This is a genomic window from Chitinophaga sp. 22620 (genome assembly GCF_052044405.1).
GTDB lineage: Bacteria > Bacteroidota > Bacteroidia > Chitinophagales > Chitinophagaceae > Chitinophaga.
Window position 1 is genome coordinate 276,469 of the sequence record NZ_JBQEMV010000005.1, and the last position, 26,032, is coordinate 302,500.

A 26,032-nucleotide genomic window follows, 5' to 3' on the forward strand; every position below is an offset into this window, starting at 1 on the left:
GTTTTTTGCGATCCGCCGGAATATTCCCGGTAACCGGGACTGCCCCCGGCATAACATTTTGATAAAATTGTAACCATATCTTTGCCCCGCATGGTAATTTGTATGGATAAAAACACTTTAAATGATGCTGCGTTATGGCAGCAGGTAAAACAGGGAGATACAGCATCATTTACTTGTTTGTTTGAACGGTATTGGGACGAGATGTTTTCCATGGCCTACCGGAGGCTTGCTGATGAAGCCACAGCCAAGGATTTTGTGCAGAACATCTTTATCCATGCCTGGGAAAACCGCCAGCAGATCACCGTTGAGGATAAGTTAAGCCCCTATTTATTTACTGCGTTAAAGTACAGTCTTATCCGCCATATATACCGGGTGGCCAAACAGGGCACAACGGATCTGCCGCTATCTATATACAGCCTGCCCGACGAAACGGAACAAAGAAAGGAGGAGCATTACGAATTTGACAGGTTAAAGGAAAAGGTCCAGTCGGAAATTGCCTCCATGCCCGATAAGATGCGGGAAGTCTTTACACTTAGTTATGAAAAGGAACTTTCCATCCGGGAAATATCGTTGCGCCTGTCCATTTCAGAGCAAACGGTTAAAAACCAGTTGCACAACGCCCTTAAACGGCTTCGTTACCGCTTGCAGGGCCAGGCGTTTTTCCTGCCTTTTATCCTCTAGCCAGGCCCCGTTTTAAGAATTCACAATTCGGTAACATTGAAGTTATAGTACTGCACCACCCCACCGGTATGTATATAACAGGAGGACTGTTATATGATGAAACTACACAACCGGTTAAAACTACTCCGGCATTATTTATCGGGAAAAATAAATAAAGATCAGCGCAGGCTTGTGGATGACTGGTATCATTCGGTGGATGATACAAAGCCGCTCGGGCTTTGGGAAGAGGAAGGGAAAAGGAGCGCCGTCAAAGGGGAAATTCAATTGTATATATGGGAAAGGATAAATAATACGGCCGGCGCGAAGGTGATCCCCCTGCGGATGAGACTGGCTGCCGCTGCCTGTATTGTGGTGTTGCTGCTCGGCGGTTCCTGGCTTTTCCTGGTTAACCGCCACAGAGAACCCATAACATATATTACCATAACTGCCCCTTTGGGTGAAATCAGGCAAATGTTATTGCCGGACAGCACGCGGGTATGGCTGAAGTCCGGCACTACGTTGCAATACAGTTCCCAATATGGAAAGCAGGCCAGGCGCCTGGAACTGGCAGGAGAAGCGTTTTTTGAGGTGCGGAAAGACGATTTGAGGCCATTTATCGTAAAAACGGGATGCCTGGAAACCAAAGTGCTGGGTACGGCCTTCAATATACAGGCATACAACGGCCGCCCGTCCATTCAGGTATGGGTACAGCGCGGGAAGGTACTGGTAAGCGACAGTATGCGGGTACTAACGGAACTCTCAAAAGGAAAGAGATTCCAATGGGACCGGGCAGACGGCCATTCCCGTATCGACAGCCTGGACTGGAAACAGGCCCTGGCCTGGCAACAGGGCATTCTGCTGTTGGAATCCGCTACATTTTCAGAGCTGGCTGCTGAGTTAAAGGAAATATATGGCGTGGCGCTGGTTACATCTGATGCAGCGATACATGGTCAGCATTATGATGCCAAATTCTTTATACACAAAACTTCAGTGGACGATATTATTGCTGTCATCGCAGAGGTGCACGGCATGCGGTACAGGATACAGGGAAAAACAATCACATTGTATTAAAAGCAAATCCCGCTGGTAACGGGATTTGCCAAACATTTTGGTAATGCCATTTTTGACGAAAGCAACATTACCATGTAAAAAAAGCAATCATAAAGGTATGGAAAAAAAAGTAAAGGGGACATTGGTCTCCACCCAACTAAGGCTCATGTTAACGCTGTGTTGCCTGATGTTGGCGGCTTCCGGGTTGAAAGCGCAGTCGCCCGGAACGGTAAAGTTATCTATCAGGTTTGCAAATGTCGCGTTGGATGTGGCCATGCAGCAATTGAAAGAAGCCAGCCCGGTAAATGTAGCGTACGATGCCGGTAAATTAGGGTTGGCAAAATGGAACATCTCCCCGAAAGAATTTAAACAGGCTGATTTATCCGGAATCCTGCACTATTTATTGCAGAAAACAAATGTCGGTTATAAAGAAGTGGCCGGAGGAATTGTATTGTTTGAAAAAGAGAATGCAGTTCCTGCTCCTGCTAAAAAGGACCCTGGGCGTATTGCCGGCAGGGTTATAGACGAAGAGAACGGGGAAGCGGTGATCGGAGCTACCATTCGTATTGGCGCCGCAGGATCGGTTACAGATGACTCGGGCAATTTTTCACTGCCGTTGCCCGGAGGAAATTATACAGTCATGATCAGTTCAATGGGTTATGGCTCCAAGGAGGTTAGCGGTGTTACGATAAATGAAAGTGAAACGTTTACCTTAAATGCCACGCTGAAAAGGAAGAAAGGGAACCTGGCGATGGTGGTGGTCAAGTCTTCTGTCAGAAAGGAATCCGCGGCAGCGCTGTACCTCCGTCAAAAAAACGACGCCGGTATCATCAATGGCATCAGCCGCGAGCAGATGGCAGTGTTGCCCGATAAAAACATCGGGGAAACATTAAAGCGTATCTCCGGCGTAAGCACAACAGACAACAGGCGGGTGGTGGTACGCGGCATTGCCGAGCGGTATAATATAGCCATGATGGACGGAGCTGCCCTGCCCAGTACCGATGTGCAGGTGCGCGACTTTGAATTTGACATCGTTCCCAGTAACCTTGTAGATAACATTATCGTATCCAAAACTGCTACGCCCGATATGGGCTTCGGTTTCGGGGGCGGAATGGTACAGATCAATACCATGGCCGTTCCCAATAATAACTTCATGACGGTCGGCTTCGGGGGCAAATACATCAGTGGCAGTACAGGCAGGGATTTCCAGGGCTACCAGCGCGGGAAAAGTGATTACCTGGGATTCGATGACGGGGGCAGGGATCGTTTCCCCAAAGAAATTATGACGTTTACACCGGGGAACTACGACCCCGCAAATCCTTACAACCATATCCCGCCTGCCGGCGTGGAAAAGATCACCCCGGAAATGGTTGCGGCTCAGAATAAAAGGATAGGAGGCCTGGAAAGGTTGGGCACCCGTACCCATAAAGCCGCTCCCGGGCAGAACTACCAGTTCAGCCTTGGGCGCAGCTACAACCTGAGGAACGGACGCGTAGGATTGGTGGGGTCGCTGAGCTACCGTAACGAACAGGCCATAGATGACATCCTGCATTTTGAACGCGGCGCCTTCAGTAAGGTGGGCAATAATTTGTATGACCTGAAAACGGGTGAGGAGATCAATGAGACAAAGGCCGGGCAATACAATTTCACCACCAGCTGGGGCGCATTGCTGAATGGGGGATGGCATGGTAAAAATCACCAGGTCACTTCACGTAATTTTTATTCCAGGGTATTTGCCAACCAGTTTTTCCGGATAACGGGCTGGGGCGAAGACATTGGGTTTGATGAGCATCCTGCCATCAATGAATACGACAGGCCCAAGTTTATCGATCTGCTGCAGAACAGGATAAACGGCGAGCATAACTTCGGCCGGTTTAAATTTGACTGGAGCGCGGCCCGCAATGAGGTGACCAACCACGAGCTGGATGCGGTAGATGCGTACCTGGGCCCTGTTGCAACGGTGAACGGTTTCAGTTACAATTATATGCCTCAGCCCGGCGTCAGCGCCAACCCGGGTACGCTGAGCCGCTCTTCCTACCGGTACGTTGAAACCAATTGGGCGGCCGATGCCGCGCTGAGCTACCGTTTTAATATTGGAAAGCTGCCACAGGTGTTCAAGACCGGTTATCAATACCTGGAAAAAAAGGGCCGTTACGATTGGAGCGTTTTGCCCATCGGAGTGGCCAGGGGCTTTAACGATGGACATAAGCCGATACATCAATGGAGCATCGATTTTGCGGATCCGCTGAACGATATGTATTATTTCCCGGCTGCTTTCAACAACAATAGTTATGCGGGCAGGAACAACAACCAGGCCGTATATGCCATGATGGATAACCGTTTTACCACTTGGCTCCGTCTGGTATGGGGCATCAGGGCAGAGTATTACGAATATGAAAAGATATTGGATGAGGCGGCAGACAAGACATCGCAGGCCAACCTGGATAATTGGGACAAGACGCGTTTTGTAGACCCGGAGACCGGCAAGCTGGTGCACGCCACGCTCGATGCCGGCGCTGAGGATAAAAAGTGGCTGTATCTGCCTTCAGGCAACCTGACCATTACGCCGTTCTCCAACTTCAACGTCAGGGCTTCTTACGCTCAATCTGCCATCCGCCCTGCATTGATAGAGAATTCCAGCTTCGCCCGTTTCAACTACCTCTATGGCCGCATACAACGCAATACCGGCGTGGTTTCTACATTGATCACGCATTACGACCTGCGCCTGGAATGGTATCCTGCGCCGGGAGAGGTGATCTCGGCCGGTTATTTTAAGAAGCATTTCAAAAATCCGGTAGAAATGTACCTGGACATTACCAATACCAGCGGCGCTGTGGATCTGCTCACCGCCAACTCCGACTACGCGGATGTAACGGGCTGGGAACTGGACCTGCGCAAGAGCCTTGGGTTTATTTATAAAAGAGCGAAGTTTTTAGACGACCTGTACTTCAGCGGAAACCTGACCATACAAAACTCCGAAGTGCAGGCCAGCGCTTTCCGTTACGAAACCATGGGCGGAGGCAAGGATAACGACGGCATAAGTTATGCTTACCGCACGAAAACATACCTTAGGGAAAAACGCCCTTTATATGGACAGGTGCCCGTATTGTACAACATAGGGCTGCAGTATGCGGGCGAACGGCTGGGCGCCAACATTGCCTTCAATCACTCGGGCTATAAAACCTTTACAGTGGGCATGCAGCCGCATTATTCAGAAATGGAGCGGCCGCGCGACCAGGTAGATGCCCAATTGAGCTACAAATTCCTGAAGGATAAAAAATTGCAGGTAAGATTGAATATAAGCAACCTTACGAATAGCCCCTACCGTTTTTTCATCAATGGAAAAAATACCTATCAGATAAAACCGGGTTCAAATAGCATGACCATGAAGGAATGGTCGGATGTATATGCATGGAAGGATGGCTTTTCTCAAAAGTATGAGGAAGGGTATTATGAAGATACCCCCGACGGGAAAGGGAAAATCCGTATTGGCGATACGGATACTTTTATCCGCAAAGCAGGAGCTTCGTTCAGCCTAGCCGTATCATATAATTTTTAACAGGAAAAACAGGAGACATGAAAATGAATACAACAAGGGCGCTTTTGCTGGCCATGGTGGCATTTTTGCCGGCTGCCTGCAATAAAGACAACAACAATTATCTCTATAACGAACAGATATTGCCCATTACCATTAAGGGATATAACGCCACCGGCGAAGCGCTTGCAGTGAAAGTGGATACGTTCAATTCATTGAAGACAATTGGTTTGCAGGCAGCATTTGACCTGTTGGAATCCTTCACTTTCAAGGGAGACCGGCAGACGGTGAAGTTGAGCATCAGTGAAAAAAGCACAGGGAAGCCGGTGCTCGAAAAGGAATTTAGGAAAGATGACGGCCGGGCCAGCGTAAGTTTTCTGTATATGGACGGGAAGGTAAGCGATATGCCGGAGAAGCCCGCCGTTGCCGATGAAAAGATCAGTCTTGTATACATGTTCATTCCCGGGGTTACCAATTATAGCGAACCCGTGGATTTTGCGATTGGTAAATATTTTGTAACGCCAAAGGTATTCGAGGAAGTTGCCCGGATCAAAAACGTGAAACCGAATGAATTCAGCGAGCCCGCGACGATTTCCACATTTTCCACCGCCAGGCAGGAATATAACGGCGTAATGACCTCGGTTTCTTTCCAGGTGAGGATTTACAAAACGGGAACCAAGACGCTCTATACGGATGGTACGGGATATACCTGGAACGAGCTTTCCACTTCTGCGCCCAAACCCGTGGCGTCTGTAGCTTCGTCTAAGCTCTATATATTTTCGGAAGCTCCGGGTGGAACGATTATGAGATTTTTTACCCGTTTGGATTATTAAAAATAAAACAGATCATGTTGAATATAAGATTACTCGGACTACTTGTCCTTTTGAATATGATTATCGCCTGCAATAAAGAAGAAGAAGCGGTAAAAGCGATCGGTGTTGAAGTTTGGGGCTATAACGTGGGCGGTGCCGAACTGGAAGCGTCCATAGATACCACCATTTACCGCAATTTCACCACGCTGCCCGATAAGCCGGTTATTTTTAATAAGATATATACCTTTCCTTTCGCCATAAAAGAAGCATTGTTAAAAATAAAAGATAAAACATCGGGCAAAGAGGTGTTCCGGCAACAGTTGAACCTAAGCGGCAGCGAGCGGGAACTGTTCTTTCCTTTTGTATTCATTAACGGGAATGCGTTGAAAATAGAATCACCGGTTGCGGACCCCGCTGCCAACAAAATGGGCTTTTATATCCATTACCCGCAAAGTGAGGAGGCGCTGGATATTTTTTTAAGGAATGAAGCCGGGCAAATAGCGTACATCGCGCAAAACGTAAAACCCGGTACCTGGATATATGCCGGTTATCTGCCGCAGGAAGGCTTTAAAGATAAAAGCAACAGCTATGACCTGTGCTTCACCAAAACCGGTACCACGGATAGCTGGTATTTTGAGAATATTGAAGCAATAAGCAAGGTTGGCGAGACTGGGTTGCTTTTTCCTAAAGGCGAAGAAACTGGATTGGTGCGCACCTACTTTGTTACGCCCTCCGCTCTTCAGCTCGAAGTGATGCGTTTATTCAAAAGGCCGAAAGTACAATAGCAAAGCCGTTGATAGCGGATTTATGAAGTGTGTGGCACTAACGCCGCACACTTTTTTTATTGCCGGCATGCACATTTGTTGAATGGCGGGGTACAAAAAGTAAAAGGGTACAAGAAGAAAGATTTCAACTTGTACCCTTTGTACCGCGTACGGGAATCGAACCCGTCATTCCTCCGTGAAAGGGAGGCGTCTTAACCGCTTGACCAACGCGGCATGTCCCTCATTTGGGATTGCAAAGGTATAATCCATTTCGATATTTCCAAAATAAATTTACTTAACCTAAATACCTGTTGATTAATCCCCGTTAAGCATGTAATTTTGCTTTTCAATTTTTCATCTACAAACTACAGTGTAAAATGGGAACTTCTCTCAAAATTGGTATTAATGGTTTCGGCCGGATCGGCCGTTTGGCGTACCGTCAAATTTACAATATGCCCGGCATCGACGTGGTGGCGATCAATGACCTGACAAGCCCCGCGGTTTTGGCGCACCTGCTGAAATACGATTCCGCACAAGGTAGATTTGGACAGGAAGTGAAGCATAGCGACAATTCTATCACTGTTAACGGTGATGAAGTGAAGATATACGCACAGAAAGATCCCTCCCAGATTCCCTGGAAAGACCACGGAGTGGACGTTGTGCTGGAATGCACCGGCTTTTTCACCGATAAGGCGAAAGCTGAAGCCCACATTACCGCAGGCGCCAAACGCGTGGTGATCTCCGCTCCCGCAACCGGTGACCTCAAAACAATCGTTTTCAATGTAAACCACGATATCCTGGATGGCAGCGAAACAGTTATCTCCTGCGCTTCCTGCACCACCAACTGTCTGGCTCCCATGGCGAAAGTGCTGAACGACAACTTCGGCATCGTTACCGGTATCATGACAACCATCCACGCTTACACGAACGACCAGAACACCCTCGATGCTCCCCATCCCAAAGGTGACCTGCGCCGCGCCCGCGCCGCCGCAGCCAACATCGTTCCCAACAGCACCGGCGCAGCCAAAGCCATCGGCCTGGTACTGCCCGAACTGAAAGGCAAGCTGGACGGTAACGCACAACGCGTTCCCACCATCACCGGCTCCCTCACTGAACTGACCACCGTGCTCAGCAAAAAAGTGACCGCCGAAGAGATTAACGCTACCATGAAAGCCGCTACCAATGAGTCTTTTGGCTATACCGAAGACGAAATTGTAAGCTCAGACATCATCGGCATCAACTTCGGCTCCCTGTTCGACGCTACCCAGACCAAGGTAATGACCCAGGGCGACCTCCAGCTGGTGAAAACCGTTTCCTGGTACGACAACGAAATGAGCTACGTATCCCAGCTGGTACGTACCGTTAAACATTTTGCAGGACTGATCAGCAAATAAGCGGGTCATACAGATATTACCAACCCTCCGCGATAAGCTGTTCCGCAGCCTACCCGGAGGGTTTTTTTCTTATTTTCCTAAAACTTCCACATCATGAGCAAGTTCTCCGATCATAATTTCAAAGGCCAGAAAGCCCTTATCCGCGTTGATTTTAACGTTCCCCTGAACGACCAGCTGGAGATCACTGACGATAACCGCATGCAGGCCGCCGTGCCCACTATCAAAAAGATACTGGCAGACGGTGGTTCCGTGATCCTCATGAGCCACCTCGGCCGCCCGAAAGACGGCCCCACCGATAAATACTCCCTCAAACACCTGGTGAACCGCCTCGTGAAGCTGCTGGACGGCGCTACCGTGAAGTTCGCGGAAGACTGCATCGGCGAAGTGGCCGAAAAAGCCGCCGCCAGCCTGCAACCCGGCGAAGTGCTGCTGCTGGAGAACCTCCGTTTCCACAAACAGGAAGAAAAAGGCGACAAGGCTTTTGCTGAACAGCTCTCCAAGCTCGGCGACGTATACGTGAACGATGCCTTCGGCACCGCCCACCGCGCCCATGCTTCCACCGCCGTGATCGCGGAATTTTTCCCGGCCGGCAAAAAAATGTTCGGCCTCCTGATGGAAGCTGAAACCTCCAGCGCCGAAAAAGTGCTGCACAGCTCTGAAAAACCTTTCACCGCCATCCTCGGCGGCGCCAAAGTGAGCGACAAGATCCTCATCATCGAAAATCTCCTGGCCAAAGCCGACAACATCATCATCGGCGGCGGTATGGCGTATACCTTCCTGAAAGCCCAGGGCAAAGAGATCGGCAACTCCCTCGTGGAGAACGATAAGCTGGACCTGGCGCTGGAACTGCTGGCCAAAGCGAAAGCCCAGGGCGTACAGCTGCTCATTCCCGAAGATTCTGTAGCGGCAGATAAATTTGCCGCAGATGCAAGCACACAGCAGGTTTCCAACGACAATATCCCCTCCGGCTGGATGGGCCTGGACATCGGGCCTAAATCCATCGCGAAATTCAGCGAGGTGATCGCGGCTTCCAAAACCATCCTCTGGAACGGGCCTATGGGCGTGTTTGAAATGCCGGCCTTCCAGGGCGGCACCAAAGCTATCGCGGACGCTATCGTGAAAGCCACTGCCAGCGGAGCTTTTTCGCTGGTAGGCGGCGGCGATTCCGTGGCTGCGGTAAACCAGTTCGGCCTGGCGGACAAAGTGAGCTACGTATCCACCGGCGGCGGCGCCATGCTGGAGTACTTCGAAGGAAAAGTGCTGCCCGGCATCGCAGCCATCAAGGAATAAACGGGTTCTTACCACATAAAAAAGGCGCTGCGATTGCTCGTGGCGCCTTTTTTCGTTTGTGCCGGCTTGTTATCTTTTGAAGATACTTGCCGCAGCAGGTATTATTTTTTGCTCCCTTCCGCGAAGAACTGGTGGAAGTACGGAATGGTTTCGATGCCCTTGTAGAAGTTGGCCAGGTCGTATTTTTCGTTGGGTGAATGCAGGTTGTCGCTGTCCAGCCCAAAGCCCATCAGCACCGTTTTCAGTCCCAGCACCTTTTCGAACAATGCCACGATAGGAATGGAACCGCCGCCGCGCACGGGTATCGGCTCTTTTCCGAAGGTGGCGGCAATGGCCTGGCTGGCCGCTTTGAACGCCAGGTGGTCCGTAGGCGTTACATAAGGAGAGCCGCCATGGTGCGCCGTCACTTTCACTTTCACGGATTTGGGCGCTATTTTCTCGATATGTGCTTTGAACAGGTCGGAGATCTTCACCCAGTCCTGGTTCGGCACCAGGCGCATGGAAATTTTAGCGAAAGCCTTGCCTGGCAGCACGGTTTTGGCGCCTTCGCCGGTATAACCGCCCCAGATGCCGTTCACCTCCAGGGTCGGGCGGATGCCGGTGCGCTCGATGGTGGTGTAGCCTTTTTCGCCCCAGAGCTCGTCCACGCCCAGGTCTTTTTTGTATTCAGCCTCGTCGAAAGGAGCCTTGTTCAGGTTCTCGCGTTCCGCAGGGCTCAGTTCCAGCACGCCGTCATAAAAGCCGGGGATGGTAACGTGGTTGTTTTCGTCGTGCAGCGACGCGATCATTTTGGCAAGGATGGTAGCCGGGTTGGCCACTGCGCCGCCGTAAACGCCGGAGTGCAGGTCGCGGTTCGGGCCGGTCACCTCCACTTCCATGTAAGCCAGGCCGCGCAGGCCGGTATCGATGGAAGGCGTGTCGAGGCTGATCATGGAAGTGTCTGAGATCAGTACTACGTCTGCCTTCAGGCGGTCTTTATTCTCATCCAGGAAAATGCCAAGGTTGTTGGAACCTACTTCCTCTTCCCCTTCTATCATAAATTTTATGTTGCAGGGCAGGGTGTTGGTTTTGATCATGGTCTCAAAAGCCTTCACATGCATGAAGAACTGGCCTTTATCGTCGCAGGCGCCGCGCGCGAAGATCTTGCCGTCTTTGATCACCGGCTCAAACGGGGGGCTGGTCCAGAGGTCCAGCGGATCCGGCGGCTGAACGTCGTAGTGGCCGTAAACGAGTACGGTAGGGAGGGAAGGATCGATGATCTTTTCGCCATATACGATGGGGTGGCCGGCGGTGGGGCATACTTCCACTTTTTCCGCACCGGCTTCGGTGAGTCTTTGTTTTACGGCTTCCGCGCAGCGCTTCGTGTCTTCATTATGCCGGGAATCCGCGCTAACAGAGGGGATTCGCAACAGTTCCAGCAGCTCGTTCAAAAAACGGTCTTTGTGCTGGGCCTGGTAATCTTTCCAAACTTGCATGATTGAGCTATTAAACGTTCACAATGGACGCAATTTAAAGGAAAATGCACTACGGGCATTATTCAACCCCATAAAAATGATGGCCGGGGCGCGCCGGCCGTGATCGCCGCGCATAAAAAAAGGAAGCGCCCAAAAGCGCTTCCAGTCCAGTAATATAGGGAGAATGATGTTACGAGATCAATTTCTGCCGGAGCAGAAACTCCAGCTTTTCGTTCACGTCCAGCAGTTTTTCGGTCAATTCCCTGTTCTCTTTACGCAGCGCGTATACCTCGTAAGCCTTTTCTATATTATGACGAAGCTCTTCGTCGTTCCAGGGCTTGGAGAAATATTTGTATACCTGTCCCTTGTTGATGGCGTCTATCACGGCATTAATGTCCGCATAGCCGGTGAGCAGAACGCGTATCGGTTCCGGGTATTTATTGAGAATACTCTCAAAAAACTCGATCCCCGTCATTTTGGGCATACGCTGATCCGATATAATGATGTGAAAATCATGATCTTCCAGCAATTTATAAGCATCATCCGCAGATTCGGCCGTCTGAACCGTATAAATCCTCCTGAACGATGCTTTAAATGCATTCAGGTTATGTATTTCATCATCGATATAGAGGATGTGAATGTGTTGTGCACTCATTATCACGAAGTAGTAATGTAAGTTAATAAAAATAAATGAGTTAGAAACAACGGAACTGTTACGCAAGTGTAAAAACCGAAACACAGGCCTGCATTCTCTATTAACTTCTTCCGTAATGCCGGAATCGCGCACATCCACGGGAAATCTGCATCAAACATAGATATTTTTTAACATTCGGTTTTCAACTTTCTGCTGAGCGACAACATGTAATTGGTAACCGCTGGAAGTTGACGGGTAACCGTTCCGGTTTGAACCTTGTTTTGCGCTTTCCGTTATTTCTTGTAGGTTTGGTAGTACCCATAACCTAACATTATTAAAAAAAGATAGAATATGAAAACTGGAATCATTGTAATCATTGTCCTGGTACTCCTGGGCTTTTTCGGTTGCAGCAAGTACAATGGATTGGTGAAGAAAGATGAAGTGGTGCAAAAGGCGTGGGGTAATGTAGAAACACAATATCAGCGCAGGGCGGACCTGGTTGATAACCTGGTAAGCACCGTAAAGGGTTCTGCCGCTTTCGAACAGGAAACACTGACAAAAGTGATAGAAGCCCGTTCCAAGGCTACTTCCGTTCAGATCAATGCAAACGATCTGACGCCTGAGAAGATCCAGCAGTTCCAGCAGGCGCAGGGTGAATTAAGCGGGGCGCTCAGCAGGCTGCTCGTTTCCGTTGAAAAGTACCCTGAACTGCGTACTACCGAACAGTTCCAGACGCTGATGGCGCAGCTGGAAGGCACGGAGAACAGGATCGCGGTTTCCAGGAATGACTTCAACGGCGCCGTGAATGAATTCAACAGCAGTGTGCGCACTTTCCCGAACAATCTCATTGCAGGTCTCGGCGGGTTTAAAGCCAAAGGTTACTTTAAAGCGGCCGAGGGTAGCGAGAAAGCACCCAAAGTTCAGTTCTGATCCGTTAACGCATAAAACATGGCGGGCCTTACCCGCCGTGTTTTATGTTATACAATATCCCCGTTTGAAATGAAATTATTTTCTTTCAATAAAAAAGAGCTTTTCTCCGAACCGGAAAAAGAACGGCTGATACACGCCATCCGCCAGGCGGAACGGCTGACCTCCGGAGAGATCCGGTTGTTCGTGGAAAGCCGTTGCGAGTACGTGGATCCCATGGACCGTGCCCGGGAAGCCTTTGTGGCCCTGGGTATGGATAAAACCAAACAACGGAACGGCGTGCTGCTGTACATCGCCCTGCGCGATCACCAGTTTGCCATCCTCGGCGACCAGGGCATCCATGAAAAAGTGGGAGACGATTTCTGGCAGAAAGAAGCTCTGCTGCTCAAAACACATTTTTCCTCTCACAAGATCATTGAAGGCATAGAAGTATGCGTGAAAGAGATCGGCGAATCCCTGTATCATTATTTTCCTTACGAATCCGGCGATCAGAACGAGCTGCCGGACGATATCGTGTTCGGGAAATGATCAACGCAATGATTCATAAGCAATAAACAATGAAGTTTACCCGCTGGTTACTATTATGGGGTCTGATACTGACAGGATGGAGCGCTATTGCACAACAGATCCCGCAAAAACCTAATCCGCCGCGCCTGGTGAACGATTACGCAGGCGTATTGCTCCGTTCCGAGGTAGACGAACTGGAAAGGAAGCTGGTGGCTTACGACGACAGTACTTCCACACAGATCGCCATTGTGCTGGTGAAAACCACCGGCGGTTACGAGATCGCGGAATACGGCCTGAAGATACTCCGCGAATGGGGCATCGGCGGGCAGAAGAACAATGGCGTGCTGATACTGGCGGCGATAGACGACCGCAGGGTAAGGATAGAGACCGGTTACGGTATGGAGGGCGCAGTGCCCGACGCCGTTGCCTATGGAATTATCAATGAAGTATTAAAGCCTAATTTCCGCGACGGCCACTATTACCAGGGGCTGGAGCAGGCTACAGACAATATCATATCGGCCGCGGCAGGTGAATACAAAGGTGTGCCGCGTAGCACCAAGGGCGGTAAGCCCGGCGGCGGCAGCATTTTCGGGATCATCATCCTGATACTCATTATCCTGTTCTTCGTAGGCCGCGGCGGTGGCGGCGGCAGAGGCGGCGGCAGGGTGATCAGCCGCAGGGGCGACAGCGTATTCGGCGGCATCCTCGGCGGAATGATCGGCAGCGCCCTCGGTGGGGGCGGAGGTGGCTGGTCAGGCGGCGGCGGAGGAGGTGGCTGGTCCGGTGGTGGAGGCGGCTTCGGCGGCTTTGGCGGCGGATCAGGCGGCGGTGGCGGCGCAAGCGGCAGCTGGTAACACCCATTATCAATAACGGATTTTTGATGCAAAAATGCGATTGGTAAAAAGGTTATCAGCAGCATTTCCAGGCATCGAAAATCTGTTATCATGTTCCTACATATTCTTAATGGCGACGCTACGCGTTCCATTTTTCAAAACAGCGGCATCGGGGGTGACGTGATCGTCTGGCGCGAAATGCTCTGTGAGGGCAGAACGCCCGCCACGCGCAATATGTCCCGCTTCTTCGAAGAACGCGCCGCTTTCCTCCAGCAGGCTTATGGTATAGACAGTGCGGCCTACCTCGCGGAGGTGGAGCAGGATAAAGAACTGCTGCAGAACGCGTCCGGCTACGACGAGATCGTGCTCTGGTTCGAATTCGACCTCTTTTGCCAGGTGAACCTGGTGTTTGTTTTGTATTACCTCAGCCAGCTGTCCGTAAAGCTGCCGCCCGTCAGCATCGTTCAGCTCGATCAGCACCCGGACGTGCCCAATTTCCGCGGCCTCGGTATGCTGCAACCTCATCATCTGCCCCCGCTTTTCGAAGCCCGTACTTATATCAGGGAGGAAGACTGGCAGCTGGCCCGCGCCGCCTGGGAGGCCTACAGCGCGGACGACCCGCTGGCGCTGGAAGAGCTCAGCCGCCGCCCCGGCCACCAGCTTCCCTATCTTGGCCAGGCCCTGCAGGCGCACCTGCAACGGCTTCCCAACGCAACCAACGGCCTCAATGCGGTGGAACATTTTTTCCTGGACAGGCTGGCGCTGGGGAAACTGCGCGAACGCGACCTCTATTACCAGTTTTGGAATGAGCTGAAGATCTACGGCTTCGGGGACTTTCAGCTGGATATCTATACCAACCGCCTGCAACAGGCCGGCGTGGTGACGCGCGAAAGCGAAATGCTGAGCATCACCGGGCTGGGAGAAGAAATACTGAACCGGGAAGAAAATTACCTCTCCTTCGTCTCCAGCAAAAACATCTGGATCGGAGGCATACCGCTGGACCAAACCCCCTGGCGCTGGGACGATGAAGAGGGCAAGGTGGTTCATTCATAACCCAAAGGCAACCCCAAGGCATGCGCCCGCGTATACTTCTCTAAACAAACGCTATGAAAAAATTGCATGTCTGGGTATTGATCGTGATGGGACTGTTCTCCACGCTGGCAGTAGCCTGCAGTAAAGACGACGACAAAAAAGAGACAAAACTTTACAAAGTAACCAATGCTCCCATGACCGGGGCGCAGGAGAACCCCGCCGTTGCTACCACCGCAACGGGCAGCTTCGATGCAACCTATAACCCGGACAGCAAGGAATTCAACATTACCGTACGCTGGCAGGGCCTTACCGGCAACGCAACGCTCATGCATATCCACGGCCCTGCTGCCAGGGGCGCCAACACAGGCGTGCTCCACAACTTTGCGACATTATTCACGCCCACTCCTGCCGGCAGCTTCACGACGAAGTTCATCATCAACGGCACCACTGAAAAAGAAGAAGACCTGCTGGCGGGCAAATGGTATGTGAACATTCATACTGCGGCTCATGGGGGAGGCGAGATACGCGGGCAGATAGAACTTACCTATTAGTGAGATAAAGGACGGCTAAAAGAAAACAGCTGTTTCGCGGATGCGGAGCAGCTGTTTAAAAAGCACGTCATTGCGAGGAGTAGCAGAGCCGGCATAAAATCCCCGCTGCTCCTCGCAATGACGATCTCTGCTGCCGCTGGCCCAAAACGAATGTCCTGCCAGCATGCAGCAACCATCGGGTTCCGGTAAGAATAGAGTGAACAATACAAGGGTCCGGTTGCAATCATTCTGCTTTCTGTGACCGGCGAAAGGGGCTGCTGCTACGGCGGCCCTTTTTATTTTAATTATTTCCAGGCATCCATCAGGAAACGGATCCAGTTTTTGCTGGTGATGTTTTCGATATCCTCTTCGGCATAACCGCGTTTGCGCAGTATCTCCGGGATCTTTTGCAGTCCCGCGATGGTGCCGAGGTCGTACGGCGATTGTTCCGTGCCGAAGGCCCCGTCGAGATCGGAGCCGATGGCGGCGTGGCGGCTATTGCCCGCCAGCTGGCAAATATGGTCGATGTGGTTTACGACATTTTCCATGCTCACGTTCATTTTTTCAGGGGTGCTTTCACCGCGCACCCAGCCGGGCGTCAGCATCCATGCGTCGAGGGCTGTGCCTATCACCGCGCCGCGCTGGATGAGGATGGAGAACTGCTCGTCGGAAAACTGGCGGTTGTGCGGCACCAGTACGCGGCTGTTGTGATGGCTGGCCCATACCGCGCCTGAAAAATGGTCCATGGCTTCAAAGAAACTTTCGTCGCAGAGGTGCGTGGCGTCGAGGATGATGCCGAGGCGTTCCATTTCCATGAGCAGCGCCCGGCCTTTGGTGCCCAGCCCACCGCTGGAATCCGTTCCGAAGGCATATACGCCCGGGCCGTAGTGAGCGGGCCCGATGGCGCGGAGGCCGGATGCATAGGCTTTTTCAACGCAAGCCAGCTCAAAGAACGAATCCGCTCCTTCAAGACTGAGTATAAACCCGATGGGCAGGGAACTGGTGTCTTCCGCATTTTCCCAGAGCTTGAGGTGCGCGCTCAGTCCATCCGCGCTGGTGATCTGTTTCATTTCACCGCGCGCTTCCATGGCCTGGTACCAGGCAAGCTGGCCCTGTGTTTGCGCCCAGGCCTGCTCCTGTGAATGCCAGCCGGGCAAAGGATTGTCCAGCCCCACATACCTCGCTATCTGCGTAGCCACGCACAAGCCGATGCGGCCTTTGCGCATTTCGGGCAGCGACACTGTGCCGCGCCCGCGGTCCGGTTTATCTGAAAGGCCTTTCTCCCGGTCGCGGATAGCCTGTATGGATTTGGTGAGATCGCGGTTCCACTCCAGGGCATTCATGCTCAGGTCCAGGTGCGCGTCGAAAATGAAAGATTGCATAGGTCTGTTTGGTTGTGAGATTTTAATTGATCCTGCGGCCTCTTGCGATGGCCCATGTGCCGGTATTTGCGCCGTTCTCTATTACCTGCGCCTCGTTGTACAGCGCTACGGTGGGGCACACATGCCAGGGAGTACCCATCAGCATATCGCCGATATTGAATTTATCCGCGTGCGGCGTTTTCACCACCAGGTGCTCTTCGCTCTGGGAGATCACTTCGTATTCCGGCAGCTCATGGAAAAACACGCGTTTGGTGACGGGGTTTTCGGCAGACACTGCTTTATGCCCGAGATCGAGCGTGATATGGCCTTCCGCGGGTTTGGACAGAACGCGGGTGAGCAGCAGCGCTGCGGGCGCATAACCCTGTTCGGGATAGCTGGTGGCATAACCTTCGTCCCACAAAAGACAAGTGCCGGGGCTGAGCATTACATTGCCGCGGCGCGCATGTATCTGGAAGGTAGGCGTGCCGCCGGCGATGATCTCCGGGAATTCCATCTGTCCGGCCAGTTCGGCAACAGGGGCAAACGCTTCGTCGCACTGGGCGGTGCGTTTGGCGTAATCTGTTTCGCGGATGTGCCCGTCGTAAGCATGAAGGCCGCGGCAGAAAACGTTGGGCAGCTGCCGCAGCTCTTTATATAGCGCCAGCGCTTTTTCAGGGGCGATACCGGTGCGGTGCATGCCGTTGTCTATATCGATGTATACGCCGGCTTTGGCGTTGATGGCTGCGAAAATACGGTTGAGGAGCTGCGCCGAGGCGAGGTTGTCCACCAGCGAGGCGAACGAGCTGCCGGGGAAACGCTGGGTGAGGGCTGCGTATGCTTCTGCGGTGGGGGAATTCTGCTGGTAAGCGATCACGATGTCTTTGGCGCCGGCTTCTGCCAGCATCAAGGCTTCCGCGTAAGTGGCGCATTTGAACCGCGTGATCCCTTTGGCCAGCTGCATTTGCACGATGGGCTCCATTTTATGGGTTTTCACGTGGGGGATGAGCCTTTCGGCGCTCCCCGCCATGGATATCATTTTGTCGATGTTGCGGCCGACTTCCTCTTTAAATACCAGGAGCGCGGGCGACGCAATGTTGTTACGATAGTCAGGTTGCATATGTCAGTCTTCCAGTTCAAAAACAGCTTCAATTTCCACCGTGATGTCGTCAGGCAGGGAACCCATGCCCACAGCGCTTCTTACGCCCACGCCATTATCCGGCCCCCATATTTTTACGAACAGTTCGCTGCAGCCGTTGATCACAAAGGGATGTTTGCCGAAATCCGGCACGGCGTTCACCATACCGAGTATTTTGATGACCCTTTTGATCCGGTTGAGGCTGCCGAGTTGTGAGATCAAAGTAGAGAGAATGGTGAGCCCTACCTGCTGCGCGGCGAGCTTTGCGCCGTCCGCATTTACATCCTGGCCTGCCTTGCCGTGAAGCAGCGTACCGTCTGGCAGCACGGGGCCGTGGCCGGATACGTACACCAGTTTATCCACGATCAGTAAAGGCTTGTAAACCCCTTTGGGTGCGGGTGCGGGAGGTAATTGAAGTCCGAGCGATTCAAAATTGGCTGCTGCGTTCATCACGAATTTTGTTTAAAGTTATCCAATAAATTGATTTTGCCGCTACACAAATTGCTGCATTACCAGCACGCCTCCGAGCCCGCTGAGCGACACAATGGTTTCCATTACGGACCAGGTGGCGAAGGTCTGTTTGAGGCTGAGATTAAAATATTCCTTGAACAGCCAGAAGCCCCCGTCGTTCACATGCGAGAACATAAGGCTGCCCGCGCCGATGGAGAGCACCATCAGCTCCGGGTGCACAGCGTCCTGCCGGATAAGCGGAAGAAGTATGCCTACGGTGGTAAGGCCCGCCACCGTGGCCGATCCTACACATACCCTGATGGTTGCCGCGATAATCCAGCCCAGCACCAGCGGCGATACCGGCAAATGGCTGAGCGACTGCCCGATATAAGTATTGATGCCGCCGTCTTTGATCACCTGCATGAACACCCCTGAGCCCGCGATAATGAGCATGATGGGCGCCACTTCCTTGAACGCGTTTTCCATGGACTTCATCACCTGTTTCATACCCAGGCCGCGGCGCAGCCCCAGGAAATAAGCGGCTGCCAGTACAGACAGCAGCATGGCGATATTCGGATCGCCAATAACGGCAACGAACCGGTGCAATGCGCTGCCGGCTGTCAGCACGGGATCCAGCGCGGTGGTGATGGTGAGCAGGATGAGGGGGAGCAGGGCGGTGGCCAGACTGATACCCAGGCCCGGCAGCTCGTGCGCTTCGCGGAAACGGATATCGAGCAGGCCCTGTTCCGGCGTGATCTGCATTTTTTTGAGCGTGCTGCCGAACAGGGGACCGGCCAGCGCAATCGTAGGCACGGCAATAATAAGGCCGTACACGAGCGTTTTGCCCAGGTCTGCGCCCAGCTGCTGGCAGAGCGCCGTAGGCGAAGGATGTGGCGGCAAAAACCCGTGGGCGGTGGAAAGCGCGGATATCATGGGAATGCCGAGATAGAGCAGCGGCAGGCGGGTGGAAACGCCCGTGGCGAAAATGAGCGGCACCACGATCACGAAGCCGGCGGTGTAGAACATGGGAATGCCCACCAGCAGGCCTGCCAGCGCCATTCCCCACTGGATGTACCGCGGGCCGAAAAGGCGCATCATGGAAGTGGTGATCTGCTGCGCAGCACCACTGTCAGCCACCAGCTTGCCCAGCATGGCGCCAAAACCAAGGATGGTCACCAGCGAACCCAGCGTGCTGCCGATGCCGGTGGAAATGGCCTTGCCTATCTGCGGCCCGTCCAGCCTGCAGGCCAGGGCCAGTAATACGCTTACGACCAGGAAAGAAATGAAAGTATCCAGTTTTGCCCACATAATGAGCAGGATCAGCAGCAGGATGGCAAACAGGACCAGTAACAAAGGTGAGATCATAGCAGACGGTGGAATTTAATGCTACCCAATATAAAAAATAATGCGCCAGCTCTGTAATCATTCATAAAAAAAGCAGCTCCCGGGAATGGAAGCTGCTTTTAAAAAGCTGAAAAGAGCGGTGAGGCTGAAGTGAGTGACACAACGGCGGCCGGGGAGGGTTCCCTGCGCCGGCGCCATCCACTATTCCTCTTTGCTGCTTTCTTTTATTTTGGCGGCGGCCTTCAGGATGTAATCCGCCTGGCTGTTCAGCGCATTGCGCAGTTCGCCGGAAGATGCGGCCGCTTTTTCCTGTTTCTTTTTGGCAATGGGCCCCAGCAGGTTCATGATGTAGTTGTTCACCCAGTTGTTGTTGAAACCGGTCACCACGTCCACCACCTCGTCTATGCCCTTGGTAACGGTCGGCGTATCGTCTACCATCGCGAGGATATTGAGATACATGATGGCAGCGCCGATCTTTTCCTGGCCGGTGCTTTCCTGCAGTTTGGCGGAGAAGAAAGGCACATCGCTCACATCGCCGTTTTTCGCGTAAACGTTTGCTATACCACTGTTCAGCAGGCCTTTGGCGTCTTTTTCCATGATCTTGGCCAGCTGGTAGGCCTTTTTAACATCCAGCTCGGCAATAGCGTTCAGGGCGGTGCCTTCCACCATGTAGGAACGGTCTTTCAGCGCAGCTTCGAAAAGCGGCATGTACTGCGCGTCTTTCAGCTTGCCGAGCTGTTTGAGCGCCGCGGCGCGAACCGGGGAGTAAGCGTCTTTCGTTGCCAGCTCTTTCAGAACGGGCAGCGCGGCTGCCTGGATGTCGCTGCTTTCGATCTTCAATCCCGAAATCGCGAGCACGCGCAGGCCTTCGTATTTGTCTTTCAGCGCGGCGATCAGCGTTTCGCGGGCGCCTGCGTTGCTGGTCTGCTGCTTGATGCAGGCTTCGATGGCCTCACGGCGGTCCAGGTAATTGGGCGCATTCTTATACTGGAAAATATACGTGCTCAGGTCCCTGCGGTCGGTCTTTTTCGCGATCAGCACCTTGTCTGCGTCCACGTTCACAAAATCGGCCTTGCCGCCCAGGGGGAAAGTGAAAGTGGCTTTCTTCTCGCTGAGGCGCACCTGGTGGCGTTCTTTTTTGCCGCCGGCGTACACGTCTATGGCGAAAGGCAGGTCGAACACCTTGTCCCCTTTCTGCTCGACGGTCACTTTGGCTTTGCCCGCTTCGTTGTAATCATAGGAAATATCGAGGGAGGGATAACCTTCGCCGAAATACCATTGGTTGAAGAACCAGTTCAGGTCCTGGCCGGTCACTTCTTCCATGGCCAGGCGCAGCTGGTGGGCTTCGGTGGCTTTAAAGGCGTTTTCGCGCAGGTAGAGGTTAAGGCCTTTGAAGAAGGCTTCGTCGCCCAGGTAGTTGCGCAGCATATGCAGGATGCGGCCGCCTTTCTGGTAGCTCACGGCATCGAACATATCTTCTTTGTTGTGATAGTGAAAGCGCACCAGGTGGCGGTCTCCCTGGTATTCGGCGGATTCCATGTAGTTGTTCATGGCGGTATAGCCGTGCTCATCCGCGGCGTCTTTCCCGAATTTATGCTCGAACCAGAGGTATTCGCTGTAGTCCGCGAAAGATTCGTTCATGGTGAGGTTGCTCCAGGATTCAGCCGTGGCGAGGTCGCCAAACCAGTGGTGGAACAGCTCATGCGCGATCACGGATTCGCCGAGGCGGTCGTCGTCGTCCAGCAGCTCGCGGTCTGTTTTCTGGAGGAAATCGCCGTGAATGGTGGCCGTGGTGTTTTCCATGGCGCCGGAAACGTAGTCCCGTACGATGATCTGGGAGTATTTCACCCAGGGGTAATCGTAGCCCAGCAGCTTGGAAAAGAAGGTCATCATTTCGGGCGTATTGCCGAAAATGGCCTTGGCATGGGGCGCGTAGGCTTTTTCAACATAATAATTCACTTCTTTCCCGCGCCAGCTGTCTTTCACGATGGAGAACTCGCCCACGGCCATCATAAAAAGGTAGGGGGCATGCGGGAGGTCCATGCGCCAGGTATCTGTGCGGGTGCCGTCTGCATTGGGTTTCTGGCTCACCAGTTTACCGTTGGAGAGGGTCACGTATTTCTTTTCCACCGTCATGCTGATCTCGGAGGTGGTTTTCTGGTTGGTTCTGTCGATGGTGGGGAACCATACGGAAGAAGATTCCGTTTCGCCCTGCGTCCATATCTGGATGGGCTTTTTCGGGTCTTTACCGTCAGGGTTGATGAAATAAAGGCCTTTTGCATCCGTAATGGCGGCACTGCCTTCCACTTTCGCCTCGTCGGGCTTGGCGGTATATTCCACGTAAACCGTGTAGGGCTCGTTGTTTTTATAGGTCTTGTTAAGCTTTACGCGGATCTGCTGATCGTCGTAGTCGAATTGCAGCGGCGTGGTGCGCGCGGCTTTGAGCATGGCTTCGCTGGGGAATTTGATGGTGGAGGCGCCGCTGGTCTGCACCAGGGACACGGATTTCACATCCATTCCCTTCGCGTCGAGCGTAAGGCTGTCTGTCGGGTAGAAGTGGGGTTTGAGGGAGATCCAGGCTTTCCCGTAGAGGTAACGTTTCGCATAATCGAAACGCACATCCAGTTTCGTATGGATAAGGTCGTTGATCTTAGTGGCAGTGGCTCGATAGATTTTCATTTCCGGGTCTTCCTTTTCCGGCGCGGCGGATTGGGCGTTAGCCTGCAGGGTGAGCCCCATGATCGCGAGGCTGGCCAGCAGAAGGCCGGGTAATTTCCTGGTCTGTAAATGCATGAAAAGACGTTTTGTTCAAAAATAGGCCCTCCTGCTGAGGGCAGGGGTCAAATTTAAACAAATGGCCCAAATACGAGGCAAGCGGTTAAAATTGTTATTTTTGTATGGACAGGACAGCCCAGATAAGAAAATATGATCAAAGCAACAGTGAATGGCGGCCAGCCATTCGAAATAACCCCTGCCGGCCCGGGCGCCGGAAATGTGGAATGTAACGGGAAGCAGGTGAGCTGGAGCGCGGAAGCGTTGCCCTCAGACGGTTTCAGCATTCTCATGGACGGAAAGAGCTTCGTGGCGCAGGTGGTGAAAATAGACAGGGACACCAAGACAGTCAGCCTCCAGATCAACCAGGCGTTGTACGACGTGGCCCTGGAGGAACCGATGGACCGCCTGCTGGCTTCCATGGGCATCAGCGAAGCGTCCAGCCGGAAGATCAACGAGATCAGGGCGCCCATGCCCGGCATGGTGCTGAAAGTGCTGGTAACACCGGGGCAGGCCATCCAAAAGGGCGACCCGGTGCTGATCCTGGAAGCCATGAAAATGGAAAATGTATTCAAAGCCGCGGCCGACGCCGTGGTTAAGGAAATAAAGGTCTCCGAGCGCACAGCCGTTGAAAAAGGCGAGGTATTGATTGTGCTGGAATAATATTTGTTACAGGTAACGTTATGCACCGATTCAGAATGAAACTGTTATATCTGTTCTGCTGCCTTCTGGCCGCCAGCGGCCTTTCCGCGCAGGACCCATCGTATTTTGTTTACATACAACATGAGAAGCAGCAGCCTTTTTATGTGAAAGTGGACGGGAAGCTGCTGAGCTCTTCCCTCAAAGGGTATGTGATACTGCCTAAGCTGCAGGCCGGCAAAGTGCCGGTAACCGTGGGTTTCCCGAAAAGCGAAGCGCCCGAGCAGCAGTTTGTGATCAGGCTGAACGGCAGCCGCGACTATGGTTACCTGCTGAAAAGCACCGGGGATAAGGAGTACACGTTGTATGACCTGCAAACTTTTGCCACGCTCAAATCCGGCGGCGGCGCCCCGCCTCCCCCGGCCGAAGATGTGGCCATCACCCGCGTAACGAGCGAAACTTCCACCGAAGAACAGAAAGAGCTGATCAATAACGTGCAGGCCGACGTGGAAGCCGCGCTGGCGAAAAAAACCGATACGGCTGAGCCGAAAAGCAGCGAACCCGCTAAGAAAAGCAGTTTTGCCACCGCGCTCGATAAAGTGGTAACGGACGACCGGCCGGAGGATATGCCGCTGGAGATCCCCAAACCCAAGCCTGCGCCGCCCCCGGTAACGGAGACCGTGCCCGTGGCAGCCGCGGTTACAGAGGGAGAGGCCCCTGCGGTGAAGAAGCCCAGGAACAGGAAACGCGGCAAAGAGCGCGAACCGCTGACCGAAGAAGAGCAGGCCCTGCTGAGCAATGTGCTGGAAGACGAAAAGAAGGCCGCTGCCGATGAGGCCCTGCAGGTATCCGATACCACGGCAGCAGCCGCTGCGCAGCCCGAAGGCGGCGAACCCCGGCCCGTTGAAGAACCCGTGAAAGAGAAAAAGGAACGGAAATCCAAAAAGAAACGGGACCAGCCCGAGCCCGAGTTCATCGATTTTGGATCGGCCCCGGCTACAACGCCAGCCGCCGCTCCCGCCGAGGTTGCCGGTGAAGTGGCGACGGAGGCAGCAGGCGAAACTGCCGAAATGAGCGCCAAAGAAGCCCGCGAGGCCAAAAGGCTGAAAAAGAAAGCCGAGCGTGAGGCTGCTATCCGCGAGGGAGAGATCAAAGACAGCATCGCCAATGCCGAATTCAATAAAGGAGAGGTGACGGAAGAGAAGAAGAAACCCGAGCTCAATATGGTGAACTCCGATTGCCGGAAAGTGCTGGAGGTGGACGATTTCCGCAAGCTGCTGCGTACCATGAACGGTAAGAAGACCGATGAGGATATGGTGGACGCATTCCGCAGAAGCACCCGCAGCCTGTGCGTGAGCACGGAGCAGGTGAGGGCGCTTACGCAGTTGATAGCCACGGAAGAGAACCGTTACCAGCTGCTGGATGCGGCTTATGCGAGAACGTACGATTCGCAGAATTTCGCGGGCCTGGCAGACCTGCTGAAAGAAGATTATTATAAAGGGCGTTTCAAAGCCATGCTTAAGAAATAGCCGTTTCAGAACGATAGTTGCGAATGGTGAATGACGTTGTTGTTCACCATTTGTCGTTTTAAAAATCCCTACTTTCGCGCATCATGGCCAGGTATTTCATTGAAGTAGCATATATGGGCGGCCGTTTCAGCGGCTTCCAGGTGCAGGAAAATGCGCTGACGGTGCAGTCTGAGATAGACCGCGCTATCAGCCTGCTGATGCGGGAAACGGTGGAAACGACCGGTTCCAGCCGCACCGACGCCGGCGTGCATGCGCGGCAGAACTTCCTGCATTTTGATATAGAGAAGGAATTGCACCCGCAGTTCATGTACAAGATGAACGCGATATTGCCGCAGGATGTGGTGCTGAAGGGCGTTTACGCGGTGGCAGACGATTTGCACAGCCGCTTTGCGTCTACGGGGCGGGCTTACGAGTATACTTTGTATCCGTTCAAGGATCCTTTCATGCGCGACCGCGGGTATTATTATCCCTATACGATCAGCATGGAGCTGTTGCAGGAAGCGGCGGCGGCGGTGATGGAGTATACCGATTTCAGTACGTTCAGCAAGCGGAACACGCAGGTGAAGACGTACAATTGTGCTATTAAGGAGTCTTACTGGGCGCAGGAGGAGGGAGGTCGTTTAGTCTACCGCGTTAGTGCGAACCGTTTTTTGCGCGGGATGGTGCGGGGGCTGGTGGGCACGATGCTGCGGGTGGGGCGCGGGAAGCTGACGATGGCTGAATTCCGCGCTGCTATTGAGAGTAAGGATTGTACGCAGGCAGATTTTGCGGTGCCGGGGCATGGGTTGTGCCTGATGCGGGTGATATATGCCGAGGGGGTGCTGGGGGAAAATATTGGAAGATAGAATTCGGTGCTGGCGGGCGTTACGGCTGTTTGTGGGAAATAATTGCTGAAAACATTTGGAAGTACCGGGAAAAAGTCTCTACCTTTGCATCCCGCTAACACGGAAAACACGTAGTTCTTTGCATGGTTTTTCTTTTCACTCACGGCATACAATCTTCGCCAGCAGTGGTTTTCCGAGGTTTCAATATCAGAGAGGAGGAATAAAAATCCGAAAGAAAAATTTGGTTGTGAAGAATTCTTCATCTACCTTTGCGACCCGCTAACGCGGTAAACTACATCAGTTCTTTACATGGTTTTGATTTCCGAAAGTCTTTACAGGCTTGAGTTTCCGGAGAAAATGATCTCGAAAAAAGATTGAAATTTTCTTCAGAAAAATTTGGAAGGAAATAAAAACTCTTCTACCTTTGCACTCCCTTCCGAAACGGTTGAGTGAAACGAAAGGAAACAGTTCTTAAAAAATAGTAAAAGATATGGCTTAGGGCCGGAAGGATCGGATCCTTGATATCTGCGAAAAGGTTAACGCGAAACAACTGCGA

General features: G+C 52.7%; 22 protein-coding genes and 1 tRNA gene. 15 read left to right on the top strand and 8 right to left on the bottom strand.

What is annotated here, in order from left to right:
• Positions 1 to 102: 102 nt before the first annotated feature.
• From ACTJIK_RS23750 to ACTJIK_RS23770, 5 genes are all read left to right on the top strand, one after another.
• Complete coding sequence (locus ACTJIK_RS23750) at positions 103 to 681, top strand: RNA polymerase sigma factor (protein WP_440650037.1); 579 nt, start codon at positions 103 to 105, stop codon at positions 679 to 681.
• Positions 682 to 774: 93 nt separating this feature from the next.
• Complete coding sequence (locus ACTJIK_RS23755; protein WP_440650038.1) at positions 775 to 1,731, top strand: FecR family protein; 957 nt, start codon at positions 775 to 777, stop codon at positions 1,729 to 1,731.
• 97 nt (positions 1,732 to 1,828) lie between these two features.
• Positions 1,829 to 5,269, top strand: a complete 3,441-nt coding sequence (locus ACTJIK_RS23760; protein WP_440650039.1) for a carboxypeptidase regulatory-like domain-containing protein — start codon at positions 1,829 to 1,831, stop codon at positions 5,267 to 5,269.
• A 17-nt stretch (positions 5,270 to 5,286) separates the two neighbouring features.
• Positions 5,287 to 6,078, top strand: a complete 792-nt coding sequence (locus tag ACTJIK_RS23765; protein ID WP_440650040.1) for a hypothetical protein — start codon at positions 5,287 to 5,289, stop codon at positions 6,076 to 6,078.
• Between the two features lie 50 nt (positions 6,079 to 6,128).
• Positions 6,129 to 6,842: a hypothetical protein gene (locus ACTJIK_RS23770; protein WP_440650041.1), complete on the top strand. Its 714-nt coding sequence runs from the start codon at positions 6,129 to 6,131 to the stop codon at positions 6,840 to 6,842.
• Between the two features lie 141 nt (positions 6,843 to 6,983).
• On the opposite strand, the gene ACTJIK_RS23775 is transcribed toward ACTJIK_RS23770, so the two are convergent.
• Positions 6,984 to 7,055: transfer RNA gene (locus ACTJIK_RS23775), tRNA-Glu, on the bottom strand.
• A 143-nt stretch (positions 7,056 to 7,198) separates the two neighbouring features.
• Between ACTJIK_RS23775 and gap the strand changes: the two genes are divergently transcribed.
• Entirely contained in the window at positions 7,199 to 8,215 is a 1,017-nt protein-coding gene (gap, locus tag ACTJIK_RS23780) for a type I glyceraldehyde-3-phosphate dehydrogenase (RefSeq protein WP_440650042.1), read from the top strand.
• 93 nt (positions 8,216 to 8,308) lie between these two features.
• Complete coding sequence (locus tag ACTJIK_RS23785) at positions 8,309 to 9,505, top strand: phosphoglycerate kinase (RefSeq protein ID WP_440650043.1); 1,197 nt, start codon at positions 8,309 to 8,311, stop codon at positions 9,503 to 9,505.
• A 101-nt stretch (positions 9,506 to 9,606) separates the two neighbouring features.
• Here the strand turns inward: ACTJIK_RS23785 and ACTJIK_RS23790 are convergent, their stop codons facing one another.
• Together ACTJIK_RS23790 and ACTJIK_RS23795 are read right to left on the bottom strand one after the other, a co-directional pair.
• The gene (locus ACTJIK_RS23790) at positions 9,607 to 10,980 is read right to left on the bottom strand and encodes a dipeptidase (protein ID WP_440650044.1); all 1,374 of its coding nucleotides are present in this window, start codon (positions 10,978 to 10,980) and stop codon (positions 9,607 to 9,609) included.
• Between the two features lie 169 nt (positions 10,981 to 11,149).
• Positions 11,150 to 11,614 carry a response regulator gene (locus ACTJIK_RS23795; RefSeq protein ID WP_346317727.1) on the bottom strand — a complete coding sequence of 155 codons (465 nt, stop codon included), beginning with the start codon at positions 11,612 to 11,614 and terminating at the stop codon, positions 11,150 to 11,152.
• Between the two features lie 330 nt (positions 11,615 to 11,944).
• Here ACTJIK_RS23795 and ACTJIK_RS23800 point away from each other — a divergent pair, with 330 nt between their 5' ends.
• From ACTJIK_RS23800 to ACTJIK_RS23820, 5 genes are all read left to right on the top strand, one after another.
• Positions 11,945 to 12,523: a LemA family protein gene (locus tag ACTJIK_RS23800; protein WP_440650045.1), complete on the top strand. Its 579-nt coding sequence runs from the start codon at positions 11,945 to 11,947 to the stop codon at positions 12,521 to 12,523.
• A gap of 69 nt (positions 12,524 to 12,592) precedes the next feature.
• Positions 12,593 to 13,048: a TPM domain-containing protein gene (locus tag ACTJIK_RS23805; protein ID WP_440650046.1), complete on the top strand. Its 456-nt coding sequence runs from the start codon at positions 12,593 to 12,595 to the stop codon at positions 13,046 to 13,048.
• A gap of 29 nt (positions 13,049 to 13,077) precedes the next feature.
• On the top strand, positions 13,078 to 13,881 hold the full coding sequence (locus ACTJIK_RS23810) for a TPM domain-containing protein (protein WP_440650047.1): 804 nt from the start codon (positions 13,078 to 13,080) through the stop codon (positions 13,879 to 13,881).
• A gap of 90 nt (positions 13,882 to 13,971) precedes the next feature.
• Complete coding sequence (locus tag ACTJIK_RS23815) at positions 13,972 to 14,913, top strand: DUF1835 domain-containing protein (RefSeq protein ID WP_440650048.1); 942 nt, start codon at positions 13,972 to 13,974, stop codon at positions 14,911 to 14,913.
• Positions 14,914 to 14,966: 53 nt separating this feature from the next.
• On the top strand, positions 14,967 to 15,443 hold the full coding sequence (locus ACTJIK_RS23820) for a CHRD domain-containing protein (RefSeq protein ID WP_440650049.1): 477 nt from the start codon (positions 14,967 to 14,969) through the stop codon (positions 15,441 to 15,443).
• Positions 15,444 to 15,727: 284 nt separating this feature from the next.
• Here ACTJIK_RS23820 and ACTJIK_RS23825 read toward each other — a convergent pair whose 3' ends face one another.
• The 5 genes from ACTJIK_RS23825 to ACTJIK_RS23845 all read right to left on the bottom strand — a co-directional run bounded on the left by ACTJIK_RS23825 (position 15,728) and on the right by ACTJIK_RS23845 (position 22,505).
• Positions 15,728 to 16,804: a dipeptidase gene (locus ACTJIK_RS23825; protein WP_440650050.1), complete on the bottom strand. Its 1,077-nt coding sequence runs from the start codon at positions 16,802 to 16,804 to the stop codon at positions 15,728 to 15,730.
• Between the two features lie 22 nt (positions 16,805 to 16,826).
• Entirely contained in the window at positions 16,827 to 17,900 is a 1,074-nt protein-coding gene (locus ACTJIK_RS23830) for a D-TA family PLP-dependent enzyme (protein WP_440650051.1), read from the bottom strand.
• 3 nt (positions 17,901 to 17,903) lie between these two features.
• Positions 17,904 to 18,368 carry a RidA family protein gene (locus ACTJIK_RS23835; RefSeq protein ID WP_440650058.1) on the bottom strand — a complete coding sequence of 155 codons (465 nt, stop codon included), beginning with the start codon at positions 18,366 to 18,368 and terminating at the stop codon, positions 17,904 to 17,906.
• A 42-nt stretch (positions 18,369 to 18,410) separates the two neighbouring features.
• Complete coding sequence (locus ACTJIK_RS23840; protein WP_440650052.1) at positions 18,411 to 19,733, bottom strand: gluconate:H+ symporter; 1,323 nt, start codon at positions 19,731 to 19,733, stop codon at positions 18,411 to 18,413.
• A 180-nt stretch (positions 19,734 to 19,913) separates the two neighbouring features.
• Positions 19,914 to 22,505: a M1 family aminopeptidase gene (locus tag ACTJIK_RS23845; protein WP_440650053.1), complete on the bottom strand. Its 2,592-nt coding sequence runs from the start codon at positions 22,503 to 22,505 to the stop codon at positions 19,914 to 19,916.
• A gap of 132 nt (positions 22,506 to 22,637) precedes the next feature.
• Here ACTJIK_RS23845 and ACTJIK_RS23850 point away from each other — a divergent pair, with 132 nt between their 5' ends.
• The 3 genes from ACTJIK_RS23850 (at position 22,638) to truA (ending at position 25,497) form a co-directional block, all read left to right on the top strand.
• Positions 22,638 to 23,147, top strand: coding sequence for a biotin/lipoyl-containing protein (locus ACTJIK_RS23850; RefSeq protein ID WP_440650054.1), 510 nt, complete (start codon positions 22,638 to 22,640; stop codon positions 23,145 to 23,147).
• A 35-nt stretch (positions 23,148 to 23,182) separates the two neighbouring features.
• Entirely contained in the window at positions 23,183 to 24,652 is a 1,470-nt protein-coding gene (locus ACTJIK_RS23855; RefSeq protein ID WP_440650055.1) for a DUF4476 domain-containing protein, read from the top strand.
• Between the two features lie 83 nt (positions 24,653 to 24,735).
• On the top strand, positions 24,736 to 25,497 hold the full coding sequence (truA, locus tag ACTJIK_RS23860; protein ID WP_440650056.1) for a tRNA pseudouridine(38-40) synthase TruA: 762 nt from the start codon (positions 24,736 to 24,738) through the stop codon (positions 25,495 to 25,497).
• Positions 25,498 to 26,032: the final 535 nt, after the last annotated feature.